Genomic DNA, 16,093 nt, shown 5'->3' with positions numbered 1-16,093 from the left:
AGTATTCCTTTTTCTTCTGGCAGAGTCACAGGCCGGACTTGGGAGCCCCGAGCAGCGGCGAGGACACGGCATAGGCGCCGTGGTTGGTGAAGACCCAAATCAGGTTGCGGTCCCATTCGATGAACACGCCATGCGTCTGGTCACCGAAGTGCTGGTTGACCTTGGGGTCGACGGTCGGGGGCACGAAGTAGCCCGCGATCTTCGGCTCTGCCGGGTTGCTCACGTCGAAGATCTGCGCACCCGCGTTGTAGAAGGCGTAGACCAGGTACTTGCCGCTCGGCGTTCCCGGCTGGTGCCAATACCCGCTGCGCTTGGGCCCGAAGCTGCCGCGGCGCTGGCAGTAGTCGGTGAAGGGCGCGCCCTGGGGAGGCGTGGGGCGCGGCAAGGTCGCCAGGATGCGCGGCTTGGCCGGGTCCTTCACGTCGATCGCATAGATGTCCTTGTAGGGCTCGTAGCAGTCCTCGTTGAGCGGGTAGCCGCTGAAGTAGACGACGCCGGTCTTCTCCACCTGGCTCACGTCGATGTTGTCGCCTTCGGTGCCCGCCTGGCTGACCGGCATGTCCAGGTGGCCCACGCGCTTCATCGCACCGGGGTTGGACACGTCGATCACGTGAAAGCCCATGCCGCCCATGGCCGCGTAGCCGTACTTGCCCCCCTTTTCGGGATCGCGCGGGATGAACAGCGGCATGCGCGCGCCCATCCACGCGGTCTTCTTGCCCACGCGCGGGTTCTTGCGGTACTCGGCCTCTTCCCCCGTGCGCGCCCCCGGCACCCACCAGGTCGACAGCCGCTGCGGCTTGCGCGGGTCGCTCAGGTCGAAGGCCATCTGCGCGGGGTTGTAGAGGAAGTTGGCGTATTCCTGGTTGGCAAAGCTGTCGTCGGGCGCACCCGAGACGAACAGGTACTTGCCGCCCCAATACACCGGCACGTCGCCGCAGCCGGAGCCCTGCTGCGGGAACTGGTCGGCCACGGCCTTGCTGTCCAGCGGCAGCTCGGAGAGCTTCTTCCATTGCGCGGGGTCGGGGCTGCCCACTTCGAACACGCGGAAGCCGCGCAGGATGGGCTGCTGGCGGATGGTGTCGATCTTGGCCTTCTGCTCGGGCTTGTACTTGTTCTCCAGGATGCCGAAGCGCGTGACCTCATAGCACTGCACGGCGACATGCTTGCCCAGTTTCTCGTTGAACTGGATGGTGAGCGGACCGAAGGGATGCTCGTTGCTGCCCCAGGCCCATTTCTTTTCGGCCACCTTCTTCGCCGCGCGCGGGTCGGTGATGTCGAACACCTTGTAGAACGACTTCTCGTGGATCACCATGTAGCGCCGGCCCTCCATGTCCACCGTGGTCTGCCACGAGTGGTAGGGGCTGCCCAGCATGTCGGGGTAGCGCGCCTCGACCTTGGTGTTGTGCAGGTAGCTGTTCTGGTCCAGGTAGTCGAGGCTGCCCTTGAAGGGGTGGGTGCCGCCGATGCCCGGGGCCTCGGCCGGGTGCCGGAAGGCGCCGCTGGCGTCCAGGCCGTAGCTGCCCGCGGCCGGCCGCGCCGGTTCGCCGGGCGTGCCCTTGGCTTCTTCGCGCTCTTCCTTGACGGGTAGCCGTGCCGTGCCTTCGGGCGGCGGCACGATGGTCTGGGCCAGTGCGGGTGCGACCAGGCCGGCGCTCAGCAGGCAGGCCAGGAGGGTGGTGGTGGGCTTCATGTTCGTTCGCTCCTTCAGAACTTGTGGCGCATGCCGATCTGCACGCCGCGCGGGTTTTCGTTGGACAGGGGGGTGGCGTGGTTGAAACTCACCGGAAAGCGCAGCTCCGAGTCGCGTGCGTGGTGCACCGCACCCACGATGGTGTACAGGTCGGTGCGCTTGGACAGGCCGTGCAGGTAGCCGGCCACCCAGCTCGTGGCATCCGACAGCGCGGCGTTGGGCCGGTCGTTCTTGCGCACCACGCTGGCGAACACGCGCTGCAGCGCATTGAATTCGTAGCGCAGGCCCAGCTGCACGTCGTTGCCCTTGGAGGCAAAGCCGACATAGGGCGGGTAGGCGTAGTAGCCGTTGTAACGGTGGTAAAGGAAGGTCAGGTCCAGCGGACCCATGGAGTACACCCCGCCCAGGTAGTGGTCACTGGAGTGGCGCATGCGCTCGGGGCTGTCCAGGTCGCGGCGGTACTGCCGGTCAAAGGCGGCCATCAGGTACAGGTCCTTGTTCCAGTAGTCGACGGCGATGCTCGTGGCCTTGGCGTCCTTGCTGCCATCCTCGCGGCCGAAGGTGGTGCCGATGCGCGCCTGCAGGTTGGCCACGCGCGGTGAGGTGTAGAAGATCCCGTTGCTTTCGCGCCAGGGCGCGAAGTACAGCAGGGTGTTGCTGATGGGGCTGTAGTCGCCCGAGAAGGTCGGGTCGATGTAGCCGTACATCTCGGCCGAGGGCAGGTCGCGCCGGCCCGCGCTGAGCTCGCCCCATTCCTTGCTGCCCAGGGCGACATAGGTGTGGCGCGGCGATCCGGCCTGGCCGGAGTCCGCGCGGAAGGTCAGCTCGTGCACGGCGGTGGCCTTGAGCCCGCCGCCCAGGTCCTCGACCGACTTGAACTGCAGGCGCGAGGTGTTCAGCCCCCCCGACACCAGGCTGCGCTGGGTGCCGCCGCCGGACTTGGCGATCTCGAGATTCAGATCGACGAAGCCGGACAGCGTCACCTGCGCGAGCGCAAGCGTCGGCGCGAGGGCCCAGGCCGCGATGGCGGCGGGCACGCAGCGTGCGATGGTGGTGTTCTTTCGATTCACGTTCTTTGTCTCCTCTTTTATGGTGGTAATGGTCTGCAGGACGGGAATCAGGTGACGGCCTTGCGGGCCATGAACTCGGGCTTGCGCCAGTCGCCTTCGGCCATGACGCTCTTGAGCGCGGCGACAGCGTTCCACACGTCGCAATGGCCCAGGTACAGCGCGGCAAAGCCGAAGCGCAGGATGTCGGGTGCGCGGAAATCACCGATCACACCCCGTGCGATCAGCGCCTGCACGATGGCGTAGCCCTCGGGGTGCGTCAGCGAGACCTGGCTGCCGCGCAGCGCGGGATCGCGCGGCGTGGCCAGGCCGAAGCCGTGGGCGCCCAGTTCCTGGTCCACCAGCGCGATGAACAGCCCGGTCAACGCCACGCTCTTGGCACGCAGGGCCTGCAGGTCCACGCCGTCGAAGGCCGTGAGCGCGGCCTCCAGCGCAATCAGGCCGAGCTGCGGCGCCGTGCCCACGAGCATGCGGTCGATGCCCGGTGCGGGTTCGTAGCCGTGGGTGAATGCGAAAGGCCGTGCATGGCCGTGCCAGCCCGTGAGCGGTTGGCGCAGCCCCTCCTGGTGGCGCCGGGCCACGAAGGCGAACGACGGCGCCCCGGGCCCGCCATTGAGGTACTTGTAGCCGCAGCCCACGGCGAAATCGACCTCGCAGTCGTTGAGCGCGCAGGGCATGGCGCCTGCGGTGTGGGCCAGGTCCCAGATCACGAGCGCCCCCACCTCGTGCGCGCGACGCGTCACGGCGGCCATGTCATAGGCCTGGCCGCTCTTGTAGTTGACATGCGTGAGCGCGAGTACGGCCACGTCTTCGTTGAGTGCGGCCAGCACCTCGTCGGGCTCCACGGCACGGAACTGCGTGCCGGTGATCTCAGCCACCCCCTGGGCCACGTAGGCGTCCGTGGGGAAGTTGCCGCGCTCGCCCAGCATCAGACTGCGCCCGGGCCGCATGCGCAGCGCCGCCACGAGCAGCTTGAACAGGTTGACCGAGGTGGAATCGGCCACGATGACCTCGTTGTCCTCGGCCCCCACGAGCCGGGCAATGCGCGCGCCCACGCGCTGGGGCGCGGGGTACCAGTCGGCGTCGTTCCAGGAGCGGATCAGCCCAGTGGCCCACTCCTGCTCGATGGCCCGGTGCATGCGCGCCGGCACGGCGCGCGGCATCGCCCCCAGGGAGTTGCCATCCAGGTAGATGACGCCCTCGGGCAGTTGAAATCGTTGCCGCACGGATGCCAGGGGGTCGGTGGCGTCACGTGCCAGGCAGTCCTCCCATGTGATGGGAGTCGCACCCCGGATGTCGGCGGCTTCATCTGGAATACCAGAATGTATTTTTGTATTCATGGAAGTAGTCTATGCCGTGACTGCCGAAATTTCTTTGCAATTTCGCCCCCGTTTCAGGGGGAGCAGGTCTAGACATTCCCGCCATCCGCACTTTCAGGAAACGCCATGCCCATTGCCCTCGACGCCACCGACCGACTGCTGCTCAACGCCCTGCAGGGCGATGCGCGGCTCACCTCCTCCGAGCTGGCCGAACGTGCCCACCTCTCCCAGTCGCCCTGCTGGCGGCGCGTGAAGCGGCTGGAAGACACGGGGCTGATCAGCGGCTACAGCGCCCGGCTGGACCGGCGCGCCCTGGGCTGGGGCGTGATGGCCTTTGCCACCATCACCATCGACAGCCAGGACGAGGCGCTGTCGCTGGCCTTCGAGGCCACGGTGCGCGATATTCCCGAGGTGGTGATGTGCCACGGTGTCTCGGGCCCCGAGGACTTCGTGCTGGTGGTCGTCGCGCAGGACCTCGATGCCTACTCGGCGCTGATGCAGCACAAGCTGCGGCGCCTGCCCGGTGTCAAGCATGTACGCACGAGCTTTTCGCTGCAGGAGGTGAAGGCTTTGCAGGGGATGCCGGTGCCGGCGTGATGTGAAGCACCCCCTGAGGCGCTGCGCGCCTTCACCCCTCTCTCGACTCGCTGCGCGAGTCGGGAGGGGGACGCCCCCGGTGCGGCGGGGCGGCCCTTGCGCGGGGGCACTGGCTTGGGGCGCGCCAGTTGCTTACACCGTGGGCGGCTACTGGCTACTGGCTACTGGAACGCAGGCCACGGCCTTGATTTCGACCACCATGTCGGGGTGCGGCAGGGCGCGCACGACCACGGTGGTGCGCGTGGGGGCTTCGCCGGGAAAGAAGGCGCCGTAGGCGGCATTGAAGGTGGCAAAGTCCTCGGCGCGCACCAGGAAGGCCTGCATGTCCACGCAGTCGGCGAGGCCCGCCCCGCCCGCCTCCTGCACGAGCGCATCGATGGTCTGCAGCACGCGGCGGGTCTGTGCGGCCACGTCGTGGCGCACTCCGTCGCCCTCGCGCAGGACACCGTCGATCTCGCCGCTGGGCAGGCGTGCACTGACGCCGGCGATGAACACCAGATCACCGGTCCGCCGCCAGCGCGCGTAGGCACCCAGCGGGCGCGGCAGGGCGGCAGCCGCCGTCACGGGCGCTCCATGCGGAAGCCGGCCTGGGTGAGCTGCGCGCACAGGCCTTCGGCCCAGGCCGCATCGGCCGGCACGAAGGGCGGGCGCACATGGCGCCAGCCTTCATCGCCGAACGCCCGGGCCACCACATGCTTGAGCGCGGGGATCATGGGGTGGGCCTGGAACAGGCTGCGCACCCCCTTGAGCTGCGCCTGCAGGGCCTCGAACCCCGGCGTCCCCCAGGCCTGCAGTGCCTGCGCAATGGCGCCTGGCTGCACGTTGGCGGTGGCCGAGATGCAGCCTGCCGCCCCCAGCGGCAAGGCCTTTTCGAGCAGCGCCTCCGATGCGGGGAAGACCTCGAACCCCGGGAACTCGCGCAGCATGCGCTCGGTGTTGGCCCAGTCGCCCGAACTGTCCTTGATACCGGCCACGGTGCCGGGGTAGGCCTTGAGGAGGCGCTCGATCAGCGTGCAGCTGATGGGCACGCCCGTGAACTGGGGGATGTGGTACAGGTAGAGCTTCAGGCGCTCGGAGCCCACGGCTTCGATCACCTGCGCATAGTGGGCAAACAACCCGTCATCGGTTGCAGGCTTGAAATAAAAGGGCGGCAACACCAGCGCGCCGGCACAGCCCAGCTCGACGGCGCGGCGGGTCAAGGCGACGGTCTCGGGCACCGAACACAGGCCCGTGCCGGGCACCATGGCACTGGCCGGGATGCCGGCATCCACCAACGCTTCGAGCAGTTCGATTTTTTCGGGCAGGCTGAGCGAATTGGCCTCGCTGTTGGTGCCGAACACGGCCAGCCCGGCACCCTGCGCCACCAGCCAGCGGCAAAACGCGATGAACGCCGGCCGGTTGACGGACAGGTCGGCATGGAAAGGCGTGAGGGCCGGAGCGAGGACCTTGAGGGGGCGGGTGCTTTGCATGGTATGGGTGCGCAGGGGAGTGGAGAAGGGGTCGGGGCGTGTCAGCGCGCTGCGTGCATGAAGTCGAGCAGTTGCGGGCCCAGGGTCTCTTCGCCGCTGTTGAAGTGGGCGACGATGGACGTGTGGTTGTGCCGCGGCAGAACGGCAAAGCGCGTGGGTGCCGTGCGCCCGCTGGCCAGGGCGCGGGCGTGGAACTCCCGGCCATAGCGGTCGAGGTGGGTGTTCTCGTACTGCGCCACGGCAATGAACAGGGGCACATTGCTCTGGCCCGCGTGGCTGGCGGGCGAGCGCTGTTCGTACAGCGTGGTGTCCTCGCCGAAGTAGGCGCGCACCCCATCGGCATTGGGGTTGTCTGGCAGCACGTCCGCACGCAGCCGTGCGCTGACGAGCAGGGCCCCGGCGATCTCGGCCGGTGTGAGGCGCTCGGCCAGCGCCGGGTCGAACAGTGCACTGGCCACATGCGATCCACCGGCCGAATGGCCCATGAGGAAGATGCGCCCCGCATCTCCACCAAAGCGCGCGATGTGCGTGCGCACCCAGCGGGCGGCGGCCACCACGTCGGTGGCGCCGCCCGGGTACGCGGTGTGTGGCGCCAGCCGGTACTCCACATTCACCGCCACGCAGCCCTGGCGCGCAAACCAATAGGCCACGTTGTCGTAGATGGCGCCATTGGCACTCTTGCTGCCGCGGATGAAGGCCCCGCCATGGAAGAAGACCAGCACATCGCGCGCCTCCCCCGCCCAGGCGCTGCGGCTGTACACATCGAGCACCTGGCGTGGTGCAGCGCCATAGGGCAGGTCGCGGGCCACCTCGATGCCACGGTTGTCGGCCTGCAGCACCAGGGGCGTATAGGTGCGCACCACCAGGTCGCGGTGTCCGTTGATGTCCTCGGACCAGCGCGGCCCGATGCCATCGAGCACGGCCTGGTCCTGGGCACTGAGCGATCCGAAGGGCTGCGATGCGTTGTTCATGCCAAAAATTATACACATCGATGCTTTGGTATACCAAATGAAATTTAATTCACTATACTTTCCATGTCGACATACACAACAGGAGAAATCACATGGAAAAGCTCAGGCACATCGCCCTGTCGGTCAGCGACCCCGAGGCCGCAGCCCAGTTCTTCGAGCAGGCCTTCGGCATGACCCGCGCGGGCCGCGCCATGCGCGGCTGGTACATGACCGACGGCGTGATGAACGTGGCCTTGCTGAACTTCAAGGACGAGGCGGTTCCCGGCTACGAGAAGCTCAAGGACGTGCGCGGCGTGATCCACTTCGGCATGTGGGTGGACAACCTGGAGGAGGCCGAAAAGCGCGTGGTCGCCGCAGGCGGCACCTACCTCACAGGCCGCAAGGAGACCGACCCCAACGTGTTCTACGAGGTGAAGTACCGCACGCCCGACGGCATCGTTTTCGACATCACCGAGTCCGGCTGGAAGGGGGCGGTCAAAGAGGTGGCGCCGGCCACCGCGGGCTGAATGGAGCGCAGCGTGCAGCAGCGTCCCCACATCCTGGCGCTGATCCCGCTGCCTGCGGTCACGCGGGCAGCCCTGGCCAACCTCTACACCGTGCATGACGCGACGGCCACCCCACCCGTGCCCTGGGAAGACATCGCTGCAGTGGTGACGAACGGCACCACGGGCCTGTCCGCTGCGCAGATGGAGCGGATGCCGACGCTGCGCATCGTCTGCGCCTTCGGTGCCGGCCATGAGGCGGTGGACCTTGCCGCCGCGGCACGGCGCGGCGTCACGGTGGCCAACGCCCCAGGCGCCAACGACGAGACAGTGGCCGACCATGCGCTGGGTTTTCTGCTCGCGCTCAGCCGGGGCTACGGCGCTCTCACCTCAGCCGTGCGCGCGTGTGGCTGGCATGGCCTCAGGGCAGCGCGCCCGACGCTCCATGGCGCCACGCTCGGCATCATCGGCATGGGCCGCATCGGGCAGGCCATTGCCCGGCGCGCCGTCGGCTTCGGCATGCAGGTGTGCTACTGCACACGCAGCCCGGGCAACGGCCTGCCCTACCAGCACGAGCCCAGTCTTCTCGCGCTCGCCAGCGCGAGCGACTACCTGGTGGCCGCCTGCCCAGGCGGCGCATCCACCCACCACATCGTGGACGGGCCGGTGTTGGCGGCCCTCGGTCCCGAGGGTTTCTTCGTGAACGTGGCCCGGGGCTCGGTGGTCGATACCGATGCCCTGGTGCAGGCCCTGCGCACCGGCGGCATTGCCGGTGCGGGCCTGGATGTGTTCGAGTACGAGCCCGAAGTGCCTGCGGCGCTGCGTGCGCTCGACAATGTGCTGCTCACGCCGCACATGGCAGGCCGCTCGCCGGCCTCCCAGGCGGCACAGACCACGGTGCTGCTGGCCAGCCTGGCGGACTGCTTTGCTGGGCGCGTGCCGGCGACGGCCATCGCCCCCTGCTGAGGACCTGTAAAGCCAAAGGCGGTACCCCTCGGGAGCACCGCCTTTTTCCTCTCTCTGTGACCGCTCAGGAGGCCTTGTCCCCCCCGGTCTTTGAAGCCACCAGATGCGGTGGTGGGGGCACGACGAAGCGTTCGAGCCGGTACTGGTCAAAACTCTCCAGGTTGCGCTCCCAGACCTCGGCCTGGTGCCGGCCATCCTGCGGGATCTGCGTCATGTCGCAGTAGACCTCGACGTTGTTGCCATCGGGGTCCTTGAACACCAGGAAGAGGTTGTTGCCCGGCCCGTGGCGGCCGATGCCGCGCACGATTTCCACACCGTGCGCCTGCAGCACCCGCACCGAGCGCTCCATTTCCTCCAGGCTGTCGATGAGGTAGGAGAAATGTTCCAGACCCGGCCGCGAGTAGCGCGGCAGGTCGTTCAAGTCCGGCGAGTCGGCGGGCAGCTGCGCGAGCGCGAGGTCATGGTGGTCCGTCCCGGCGCGCAGAAAGACCATGTTCTCGCCAATCCAGTCCGAGACTTCGAGGCCCAGCACCTCGGTATAGAACCTGGCCGACTTCTGGATATCGCGCACCATGAGCACGATGTGCCCGAGGCGGCGGGGTTTGAGCTTTTCCATGGCGAACTCCGTTGCGTGTGAATCTGTGGCGCGCGCTGTTCAGGGCGCTGCCGTGACATGGTTCTCGATGGAGCCGATCTGCGCGATCGAGGCCACCATCACGTCGCCCGGCTTGAGGAACAGGCCACGCCCCATGCCCACGCCCGTGGGCGTTCCCGTGGCGATCAGGTCGCCCGGCTTGAGCGTAAGGATGCTCGACAGGTAGGCGATCTGTTCGGCAATGTTGAAGATCATGCCCTGGGTGCTCGCATCCTGCATGCTCTCGCCGTTGACCGTGAGTTGCATGCGCAGGTCCATCGGGTCCCCCACGCAATCGCGGGGCACGAACCAGGGACCCAGCGGCGCGAAGGTGTCGAAGCTCTTGCCGCGGAACCAGTCGTGCGAGAAGGGGTAGTCCGTGCGGCGCGTGAGGTCGCGGGCGCTGATGTCGTTGATCACCGTGTAGCCGGCGATGTGCGCGTAGGCATCCTCCTGCGCAATGTGCCGGCCACCGCGGCCGATGACCACCGCCAGCTCCACCTCCCAATCGAGCTTCATCGTGCTCGCGGGCATGACGACGGCACTCTTCGTGGGCGTCACGCTGGTCTCGGCCTTCATGAAGATATAGGGCGAACTCTCGCTGCGCGCGGCCAGTTGGGTGCCCATCTCCGCGGCATGCTCGTAGTAGTTGGAGGCCGTCGCGAAGATGCGGGCGGGCGCATAGGGAACGGCCAGCGCCCCCTCTTGCCGCGGCAGCTGGACGCGCCCCAGGCGGATGGCCAGCGCAGCCGATTCCAGGGCCTGGAGCGTGGCGGCGGATGCATCCCACTGCGCCAGCAGCCCCCAGAGGTCCACGGGCACGGCCGGTGCGGCGGGCGTGACCGCCTGCACGGCGGCTTGCGCATCGTAGATCACATTGTCGACCACCAGGCCCATGCGCGGCGACGAGCCTCCCGCCATGTAGGTGGCAATTCCAAACCAGTTCATTGCAGTTTCCTTCCTTGAATTCATGCAGCTGGGGACCGCGGCCTCATTCGGCGCGGATCCCGGAGTTCTTGAGCACCTTGCCCCACATCAGCAGCTCGCGCTGGATCTGTGCACCGAATGCGGCGCGGGGGGTGAACAGCGGCACCACGCCCGCTTCTTCGAGCTTTTGCACGGCCACGGGGTCGTCCTTCATGCGCAGGACCTCGGTGGCGATGCGGTCGAGCACCTCCGGCGGCGTGCCGGCGCGGGCCACGAGGCCATTCCAGGTAGTGACTTCATGGCCGGGAAAGGTCTCGGCGATGGTCGGCACATTCGGCAGTTCCTTGGAGCGTGTGGCGCTGGAGATGGCAAGCAAGCGGATCTTTCCCCCGTTCGCCTGCGAGATCACTTCGGACGGGCTGGCCGAGTACATGTCGATCACGCCGCCCAGCAGGTCCGTCATGGCCGGCGCCCCGCCCCGGTAGGGGACATGCACCATGTCGATCTCGGCCCGTTTGGTGAAGATGTAGGCCGACAGGTGGGTGAGGGCCGCCGTGCCTCCGCTGCCATAGCTGAGCTTGCCGGGTTGCTGTTTGGCCAGGGCCACCAGTTCCCCCAGGTTCTTCACCGGCAGCGCGGACTTGGTGGCGATCACGAAGGCGTTGGCACCGATGTTCACCACCGGAGCGAAGTCCTTGGCGGGGTCGTAGTTGAAGTTCGGGTTCACGAAGGGCGCCGTGACCATCTGCGTGGCCGTGGCCATGAACAGCGTGTAGCCGTCGGCCGGGGCCCCGAGCACCTGCTTGGCGGCGATGAGACCCGAGGCCCCGGGCCGGTTGTCCACCACCACGGACGTGCCCAGCGCCTTGGTGAGGTGGCTGGCCGTAAGGCGCGCGATGGTGTCGGTGTTTCCCCCCGCGCCGAAGGGCACGATGATGGTGATGGGCTTGGCCGACCAGGTCTGTGCGAAGCCGGTGGCGGCACACAAGGCCAGGGCGATTCCTGCGAGTGCTCGGTACATTGTCATCCTTTCGTTTTTATTTGGTATACCAAGAATACACAATAAAATACACAACTTCAACGAGTGCTATCCCTCACTGCGGGCAATGCAGGAGGTGTCCCGGCCTACAGCACCGAGCAGGCCTGCTCGAACGCCAGCCGCGGCAGCCGACCGAAAAGCCTGGCGGAATCGCCCTGCCCCAGGTTGCACAAAAAATTCACGCGGCAGCGGCCGTCCGGGAAGAAGGTCTGGTTGACCAGTGCTTCGTCGAAGCCGGACATGGGGCCGCAATCGAGCCCGAGCGCCCGGGCGGCCAGAATGAAGTAACCGGCCTGCAGGGTGGCGTTGCGAAACGCCGTGGTCTCGGCGTGGCGCTCGTCACGGGCGAAGCTGCTGTACAGGCCAGGGTTGTGCGGGAACAAGGCCTCGGCATGCTCGTGGAAGCGCCGGTCATAGGCCAGGATGCAGGTCACGGGCGCCGAGGTCGTCTTGGCCACATTGCCCGGGCTGAGTGCGGGCAGCAGGCGCGCCTTGGCTTCGGGGGTGGCCAGGAAAAGGATGCGCTGGGGTGAGCAGTTGGCGCTGGTCGGCCCCCACTTCACCAGGTCATACAGATCCCGCAGCAGTGCCTCGGGCACCGGTCTGTCCAGAAATCCGTTGTGCGAACGTGCGCCATGAAAAAGCGCATCCATGCCAGCCTTGTCGAGCATCACCACATCCTTGCCGAAGTTGAACCGTGCGAGCGACTCCGTCGGGTGCCGGCCCCGCCACGGCCGAACAGCGCGCGCGCAAGCCGCAGAAGGATGGCGCAGGGCATGCCAGCGGCCCATGGCCTGGCAGCCCGGCCCGCGACACAGGGACGCAACGCGTGCAGGCCGGCACAGCACCTTTCGGAGAAGCTGCTGCGATTCTAGGTGAATTTCATCGTTTGGTATACCAAACGATCTGTGGGTACTTTATCCTTCGGACTTTTTTGCCCGGCGTGCACGGGCGGGGGCGATGGCTTTCACCGCGGGCGCGGCTTTCGGCCGGCCACGCTTGCCCGCCGGTGGCGCAGGAGGGGCTTGCTCCACGGCGCCTTCGGCTTCCTTCGCCTGGCGCAGCGCCCGCAGCGCGGCATTGCCCAGGTGCGCGTTGTGTGCGCGCATGGCCAGGTAGGCCTTCTCGCCATGGCCCTCGGCAATGGCGTCGACGATCTCCTTGTGGGCATCGTGCGATGTCACCAGGCGGTCCGTCTCGGCCGGGTGGTATTGGCGGTAAGGGCTCAGGCGATCGCGGATCTCGCCCACCATGCTGCTGATCACCGCGTTGTGCGCGCCTTCGAGGATCAGGCGATGCAGCTCGCGATTGGCCTCGAGGTACTTGTCGAGGTCACCCGCTGCCACGTACTCGTTGGAGCGCTCATGGATGTAGCGCAGTTCGGCTTTTTCCATGGTGGTCATGGACTCGGCAGCCAGGCGCGCGCACATGGCCTCCAGCTCGCAGTCGGCATGCAGGATCTCCGCCAGCTCCTTGACGCTGATTTCCATGACGACCACGCCGCGCATGGGCAAGAGCTGGGTGAGCCCGCGCGCCGCCAATTGGCGCAAGGCCTCGCGCACGGGGGTGCGCGACACGTTGAAACGCTCGGCCAGCACGCGCTCGTCGAGGCGGGTGCCGGGCTTGAACTGGCCGCTGATGATCAGCTCGGAAATCTGGGACTGGACTTTGGCAGCAATGGTGGACATTGTATTTTTTACCCTTGCAAGTGCGTTCCATTCTAGCCAGCTGCACACCAGCGCGGCGCGGGCTGAACCGGGCATCTGCCCCAAGTCAAAGGGTAAGGGTCGTGGGCAGATGCCCCGCCAGGCACGGGCAGCGCCTACACTGTGCAGGCCATGTCCCACGACGCCCTCGCGCCCACCGGCCCGTCCCAGTGCCCCCTGTGCGGCCAGCCCAACCAGTGCGCAGTCACGGCCGGCCGCCCCATAGAAGACTGCTGGTGCATGCACACCCCGGTATCGCCCACGGCACTGGCACGCCTGCCTGCCGGGCAGCGGGGCCTCACTTGCATCTGCCCGGTGTGTGCGCGCGAGCCCACCGGCAGTGCGGCAGCGGCCGGGCCTCCGGCCCCTCAGCCGATATGATTTGCGGTTTGCACAACCCTTTTTCCTGAAGAAAGCACACCATGCCCACGTACCACGTCGAAATGATGGAAGGCCGCACGGTCGAACAAAAGCGCAAGCTGGTCGAAGAGATCACGCGCGTGTCCGTGGAGGTGCTGGGCGGCTCGCCCGAATCGGTGGACATCCTGATCACCGACATCAAGCGCGAGAACTGGGCCACGGGCGGCAAGCTGTGGTCCGAACGGACCTGACCTCTCCCTGAGGCATTGCGGGGCTGCCCTCACCTGGCGGCCCTCGCCTGGATCGGCAGCTCCCAACGAGGATGCTGCGATCCTTCGCAATCGACTGCACAACGCCCTGCATCCTGAGCCATGACAACCCCGTCTTCTTCCGGCTCCCTTGCCGCGCTGCGCGAGCGCCATGGCGAGCGCTACCGCTGGCTGCTGCTGCTCTCGGTCATGGTCGGCACCATGGCATCCATCATGTCCTCGACCATCGTGAACGTGGCGATTCCGGACATGAGCCACTACTTCACGCTGGGCCAGGAGCGGGCCCAGTGGGTGACCTCCGGCTTCATGGTGGCGACCACCGTATCCATGCTCACCACGCCCTGGCTGCTGTCGCGCTATGGCTACCGTGCGACCTATGTCGGCGCCATGCTGCTGCTGCTGGTCGGCGGCATCGGCGGCGGGCTGGCGCGCGACTTCGGCCTGGTGCTGCTGGCCCGTGTTGCCGAGGGGCTGGCCGCTGGGGTGGTGCAGCCCATCCCTGCGGTCATCATCCTCTATGCGTTCCAGCCCCATGAGCAGGGCCGCGCCAGCGGCATCTTCGGCATGGGCGTGGTGCTGGCGCCGGCCATCGGCCCCAGCATTGGCGGGCTGCTGGTCGATTGGTTCGGCTGGCGCTCGATCTTCTTCATGGTGGTGCCGCTGTGCCTGGCATCGATCTGGCTGGCCTACAAGTTCGTGCCCGTGACCGCACCGGGCGGCGTGGCCGCCAACCGCAACGGCGAAGCCCTGGACTGGCGCGGCCTGGCACTGGGCACGGCCGGCACGTTGTGCCTGCTCAACGGCCTGGTGGCGCTGCATGGCGGCACCCTGCACGAGGCCATTCTGCTGCTCGCCGGCGCGGTCGTGGCCACGGGCCTGTTCATCGGCTGGCAGCGCCGGCAACTCCAGCAGGGGCGCAAGCCGCTCATGGACCTGCGCCTGTTCCAGTACCGCCAATTCGCCATGGGCAGCGTCGTGGCCTTCATCTACGGCACGGCGCTGTTTGGCTCGACCTACCTGCTGCCGGTGTTCATGCAGCTCGGGCTGCAGCTGTCGGCCTCACACGTGGGCACCATCATGCTGCCTGCGGGCTTTGTACTGGCCATCACCATTGCCATAGTGGGCCGCCTGGCGGACCGGCAGCCCACACACCTGCTGGTGAGCATCGGCCTGGCGCTGCTGGCGCTGTCCTTCGGACTCATGGTCGTGGTGGGCCTGGGGTCTCCGCTGTGGATGCTGGTGGTGTTCGCCATCCTCGGGCGCATCGGGCTGGGTTTCATCCTGCCTTCGCTGAATCTGGGCGCCATGCGGCCGCTGGACAAGTCGCTGATCTCGCAAGGTTCGAGCACCATCGGCTTCCTGCGCATGCTGGGCGGAGCGGCCGGGGTGAGCCTGTGCGGCATCGTGCTGGAGTGGCGCATGGGAGCGCATGGCGCGTCGCTGGCCGCGGGTGCCAGCAACCCGGCGCGCATCGCGGCCTTCGGCGAGACCTTTCTGATGTTGACCGCCCTGTGCGCGCTGGCCATGGTCGCGGCCTGGCAGCTGCGCCAGGCACCTGCCCCAACGCCATCGGAGTCCGCCCCGCCGCGCTAAGCTCCGGTATCCTTGCAGGCATGTGCCAATTGCTTGGAATGAACTGCAACACCCCCACGGACGTGACCTTCAGCTTCACGGGGTTTGCGCAGCGTGGGGGCAACACCGGCGACCATGCGGACGGCTGGGGCATCGCCTTCTTCGAGGACCGGGGCCTGCGGCATTTCGTGGACCACCTGCCGGCCGTGGATTCGCCGGTCGCCGAGTTGATCCGCCGCTACCCGATCAAGAGCCGCAATGTCATCGCCCATATCCGCAAGGCCACCCAGGGCCTGGTGAGCCTGCAGAACTGCCACCCTTTTGTACGCGAACTCTGGGGCCGCTACTGGGTCTTCGCGCACAACGGCGACCTCAAGGACTTCCGGCCGCGCCTGCATTCGCATTTCCATCCGGTGGGTGACACGGACAGCGAGCATGCGTTCTGCTGGATCATGCAGGAGCTGGCCAAGTCCCATGCCAGCGTGCCCAGCATTGCAGAACTGACCATCACCCTGAAGGAACTGGCCGCGCGCATTGCGCCGCATGGCACTTTCAACTTCCTGCTCTCCAATGGGCAGGCGCTGTGGGCCCATGCATCCACGAACCTCTACTACATCGAGCGCAAGCACCCGTTCAGTGAGGCACAGCTGTCCGACGAGGACGTACGCATCGATTTCGCCACCCAGACCACCGCCACGGACCGCGTGGCCATCGTCGTGACAGCCCCGCTCACGGTGAACGAGGAGTGGACAGCGTTCAGCAAGGGCGAATTGCTGGTCTTTGTGGATGGGCAGCGGCAGGGCTGCTGACGCGAGGGCGATCAGGATCCGGAGATCACAAGGGGGCTGCGGCCCCCTTTTTTACGGTATTGAACAAGACCGACGTGCTTTTCGCGGACCCAAAAGACAAAACCCCTCAGTCCGCTAGGAACTGAGGGGTTTTGAGGGCTGTAAGAGCCTGACGATGACCTACTTTCACACGGGAACCCGCACTATCATCGGCGCAAAGTCGTTTCACTGTCCTGT

Annotated in this window: 18 protein-coding genes; 7 read left to right on the top strand and 11 right to left on the bottom strand. The window is 66.8% G+C overall.

The window, feature by feature from the left end; all coding sequences use genetic code 11:
- Nucleotides 1-25 precede the first annotated feature (25 nt).
- From HNP48_RS19405 to kynU, 3 genes are read right to left on the bottom strand one after another with little or no spacing between them, the layout of a single operon-like run.
- Nucleotides 26-1,690: an LVIVD repeat-containing protein gene (locus tag HNP48_RS19405; RefSeq protein ID WP_184860056.1), complete on the bottom strand. Its 1,665-nt coding sequence runs from the start codon at nucleotides 1,688-1,690 to the stop codon at nucleotides 26-28.
- A gap of 14 nt (nucleotides 1,691-1,704) precedes the next feature.
- The gene (locus HNP48_RS19400) at nucleotides 1,705-2,760 is read right to left on the bottom strand and encodes a porin (RefSeq protein ID WP_184860054.1); all 1,056 of its coding nucleotides are present in this window, start codon (nucleotides 2,758-2,760) and stop codon (nucleotides 1,705-1,707) included.
- A gap of 47 nt (nucleotides 2,761-2,807) precedes the next feature.
- On the bottom strand, nucleotides 2,808-4,097 hold the full coding sequence (gene kynU / locus HNP48_RS19395; protein WP_260420298.1) for a kynureninase: 1,290 nt from the start codon (nucleotides 4,095-4,097) through the stop codon (nucleotides 2,808-2,810).
- 105 nt (nucleotides 4,098-4,202) lie between these two features.
- On the opposite strand from kynU, the gene HNP48_RS19390 reads away from it, so the two are divergent.
- Nucleotides 4,203-4,673 carry an Lrp/AsnC family transcriptional regulator gene (locus tag HNP48_RS19390; protein WP_184860052.1) on the top strand — a complete coding sequence of 157 codons (471 nt, stop codon included), beginning with the start codon at nucleotides 4,203-4,205 and terminating at the stop codon, nucleotides 4,671-4,673.
- A 147-nt stretch (nucleotides 4,674-4,820) separates the two neighbouring features.
- Here HNP48_RS19390 and HNP48_RS19385 read toward each other — a convergent pair whose 3' ends face one another.
- Genes HNP48_RS19385 through HNP48_RS19375 form a run of 3 tightly spaced genes read right to left on the bottom strand, consistent with a single transcriptional unit; the run spans nucleotide 4,821 to nucleotide 7,113 of the window.
- Complete coding sequence (locus HNP48_RS19385; protein ID WP_311773840.1) at nucleotides 4,821-5,237, bottom strand: RidA family protein; 417 nt, start codon at nucleotides 5,235-5,237, stop codon at nucleotides 4,821-4,823.
- Nucleotides 5,234-6,142, bottom strand: coding sequence for a dihydrodipicolinate synthase family protein (locus HNP48_RS19380; RefSeq protein WP_184860051.1), 909 nt, complete (start codon nucleotides 6,140-6,142; stop codon nucleotides 5,234-5,236). Before HNP48_RS19380 ends, HNP48_RS19385 begins: the two co-directional genes overlap by 4 nt.
- A gap of 41 nt (nucleotides 6,143-6,183) precedes the next feature.
- Nucleotides 6,184-7,113, bottom strand: coding sequence for an alpha/beta hydrolase (locus HNP48_RS19375; RefSeq protein WP_184860049.1), 930 nt, complete (start codon nucleotides 7,111-7,113; stop codon nucleotides 6,184-6,186).
- Nucleotides 7,114-7,205: 92 nt separating this feature from the next.
- Here HNP48_RS19375 and HNP48_RS19370 point away from each other — a divergent pair, with 92 nt between their 5' ends.
- Nucleotides 7,206-7,619, top strand: coding sequence for a VOC family protein (locus tag HNP48_RS19370; RefSeq protein ID WP_184860047.1), 414 nt, complete (start codon nucleotides 7,206-7,208; stop codon nucleotides 7,617-7,619).
- A gap of 12 nt (nucleotides 7,620-7,631) precedes the next feature.
- The gene (locus HNP48_RS19365; RefSeq protein WP_311773839.1) at nucleotides 7,632-8,561 is read left to right on the top strand and encodes a 2-hydroxyacid dehydrogenase; all 930 of its coding nucleotides are present in this window, start codon (nucleotides 7,632-7,634) and stop codon (nucleotides 8,559-8,561) included.
- Between the two features lie 64 nt (nucleotides 8,562-8,625).
- On the opposite strand, the gene HNP48_RS19360 is transcribed toward HNP48_RS19365, so the two are convergent.
- The 5 genes from HNP48_RS19360 to HNP48_RS19340 form a co-directional block, all read right to left on the bottom strand.
- Nucleotides 8,626-9,177: a VOC family protein gene (locus tag HNP48_RS19360; protein ID WP_184860043.1), complete on the bottom strand. Its 552-nt coding sequence runs from the start codon at nucleotides 9,175-9,177 to the stop codon at nucleotides 8,626-8,628.
- A gap of 39 nt (nucleotides 9,178-9,216) precedes the next feature.
- The gene (locus HNP48_RS19355) at nucleotides 9,217-10,143 is read right to left on the bottom strand and encodes a fumarylacetoacetate hydrolase family protein (RefSeq protein ID WP_184860041.1); all 927 of its coding nucleotides are present in this window, start codon (nucleotides 10,141-10,143) and stop codon (nucleotides 9,217-9,219) included.
- Between the two features lie 43 nt (nucleotides 10,144-10,186).
- Entirely contained in the window at nucleotides 10,187-11,143 is a 957-nt protein-coding gene (locus HNP48_RS19350) for a tripartite tricarboxylate transporter substrate binding protein (protein WP_184860039.1), read from the bottom strand.
- 104 nt (nucleotides 11,144-11,247) lie between these two features.
- Nucleotides 11,248-11,832 carry a malonic semialdehyde reductase gene (locus tag HNP48_RS19345; RefSeq protein WP_184860037.1) on the bottom strand — a complete coding sequence of 195 codons (585 nt, stop codon included), beginning with the start codon at nucleotides 11,830-11,832 and terminating at the stop codon, nucleotides 11,248-11,250.
- Between the two features lie 246 nt (nucleotides 11,833-12,078).
- Nucleotides 12,079-12,849, bottom strand: coding sequence for a GntR family transcriptional regulator (locus HNP48_RS19340; protein ID WP_184860035.1), 771 nt, complete (start codon nucleotides 12,847-12,849; stop codon nucleotides 12,079-12,081).
- A 150-nt stretch (nucleotides 12,850-12,999) separates the two neighbouring features.
- Between HNP48_RS19340 and HNP48_RS19335 the strand changes: the two genes are divergently transcribed.
- From HNP48_RS19335 to HNP48_RS19320, 4 genes are all read left to right on the top strand, one after another.
- Nucleotides 13,000-13,248, top strand: a complete 249-nt coding sequence (locus HNP48_RS19335; RefSeq protein ID WP_184860033.1) for a cysteine-rich CWC family protein — start codon at nucleotides 13,000-13,002, stop codon at nucleotides 13,246-13,248.
- A gap of 41 nt (nucleotides 13,249-13,289) precedes the next feature.
- The gene (locus HNP48_RS19330; protein WP_007850839.1) at nucleotides 13,290-13,478 is read left to right on the top strand and encodes a 4-oxalocrotonate tautomerase; all 189 of its coding nucleotides are present in this window, start codon (nucleotides 13,290-13,292) and stop codon (nucleotides 13,476-13,478) included.
- A 120-nt stretch (nucleotides 13,479-13,598) separates the two neighbouring features.
- Nucleotides 13,599-15,089, top strand: coding sequence for a DHA2 family efflux MFS transporter permease subunit (locus tag HNP48_RS19325; protein ID WP_184860031.1), 1,491 nt, complete (start codon nucleotides 13,599-13,601; stop codon nucleotides 15,087-15,089).
- A 20-nt stretch (nucleotides 15,090-15,109) separates the two neighbouring features.
- The gene (locus HNP48_RS19320; protein WP_184860029.1) at nucleotides 15,110-15,877 is read left to right on the top strand and encodes a class II glutamine amidotransferase; all 768 of its coding nucleotides are present in this window, start codon (nucleotides 15,110-15,112) and stop codon (nucleotides 15,875-15,877) included.
- Nucleotides 15,878-16,093 lie beyond the last annotated feature (216 nt).

It is taken from the genome of Acidovorax soli (assembly GCF_014207955.1).
In the GTDB taxonomy this organism is placed as follows: Bacteria; Pseudomonadota; Gammaproteobacteria; order Burkholderiales; family Burkholderiaceae_C; genus Acidovorax; species Acidovorax soli_A.
The sequence above is the reverse complement of the archived record's forward strand: the minus strand, read 5'-3'. Positions and strand labels throughout refer to the sequence as shown.

Coding starts and splice junctions, on each gene's coding strand:
- HNP48_RS19405 (WP_184860056.1), bottom strand. CDS start 1,690: ATGAAGCCCACCACCACCCTCCTGGCCTGCCTGCTGAGCGCCGGCCTG.
- kynU (WP_260420298.1), bottom strand. CDS start 4,097: ATGAATACAAAAATACATTCTGGTATTCCAGATGAAGCCGCCGACATC.
- HNP48_RS19390 (WP_184860052.1), top strand. CDS start 4,203: ATGCCCATTGCCCTCGACGCCACCGACCGACTGCTGCTCAACGCCCTG.
- HNP48_RS19380 (WP_184860051.1), bottom strand. CDS start 6,142: ATGCAAAGCACCCGCCCCCTCAAGGTCCTCGCTCCGGCCCTCACGCCT.
- HNP48_RS19375 (WP_184860049.1), bottom strand. CDS start 7,113: ATGAACAACGCATCGCAGCCCTTCGGATCGCTCAGTGCCCAGGACCAG.
- HNP48_RS19370 (WP_184860047.1), top strand. CDS start 7,206: ATGGAAAAGCTCAGGCACATCGCCCTGTCGGTCAGCGACCCCGAGGCC.
- HNP48_RS19360 (WP_184860043.1), bottom strand. CDS start 9,177: ATGGAAAAGCTCAAACCCCGCCGCCTCGGGCACATCGTGCTCATGGTG.
- HNP48_RS19355 (WP_184860041.1), bottom strand. CDS start 10,143: ATGAACTGGTTTGGAATTGCCACCTACATGGCGGGAGGCTCGTCGCCG.
- HNP48_RS19350 (WP_184860039.1), bottom strand. CDS start 11,143: ATGTACCGAGCACTCGCAGGAATCGCCCTGGCCTTGTGTGCCGCCACC.
- HNP48_RS19345 (WP_184860037.1), bottom strand. CDS start 11,832: ATGCTCGACAAGGCTGGCATGGATGCGCTTTTTCATGGCGCACGTTCG.
- HNP48_RS19340 (WP_184860035.1), bottom strand. CDS start 12,849: ATGTCCACCATTGCTGCCAAAGTCCAGTCCCAGATTTCCGAGCTGATC.
- HNP48_RS19335 (WP_184860033.1), top strand. CDS start 13,000: ATGTCCCACGACGCCCTCGCGCCCACCGGCCCGTCCCAGTGCCCCCTG.
- HNP48_RS19330 (WP_007850839.1), top strand. CDS start 13,290: ATGCCCACGTACCACGTCGAAATGATGGAAGGCCGCACGGTCGAACAA.
- HNP48_RS19325 (WP_184860031.1), top strand. CDS start 13,599: ATGACAACCCCGTCTTCTTCCGGCTCCCTTGCCGCGCTGCGCGAGCGC.
- HNP48_RS19320 (WP_184860029.1), top strand. CDS start 15,110: ATGTGCCAATTGCTTGGAATGAACTGCAACACCCCCACGGACGTGACC.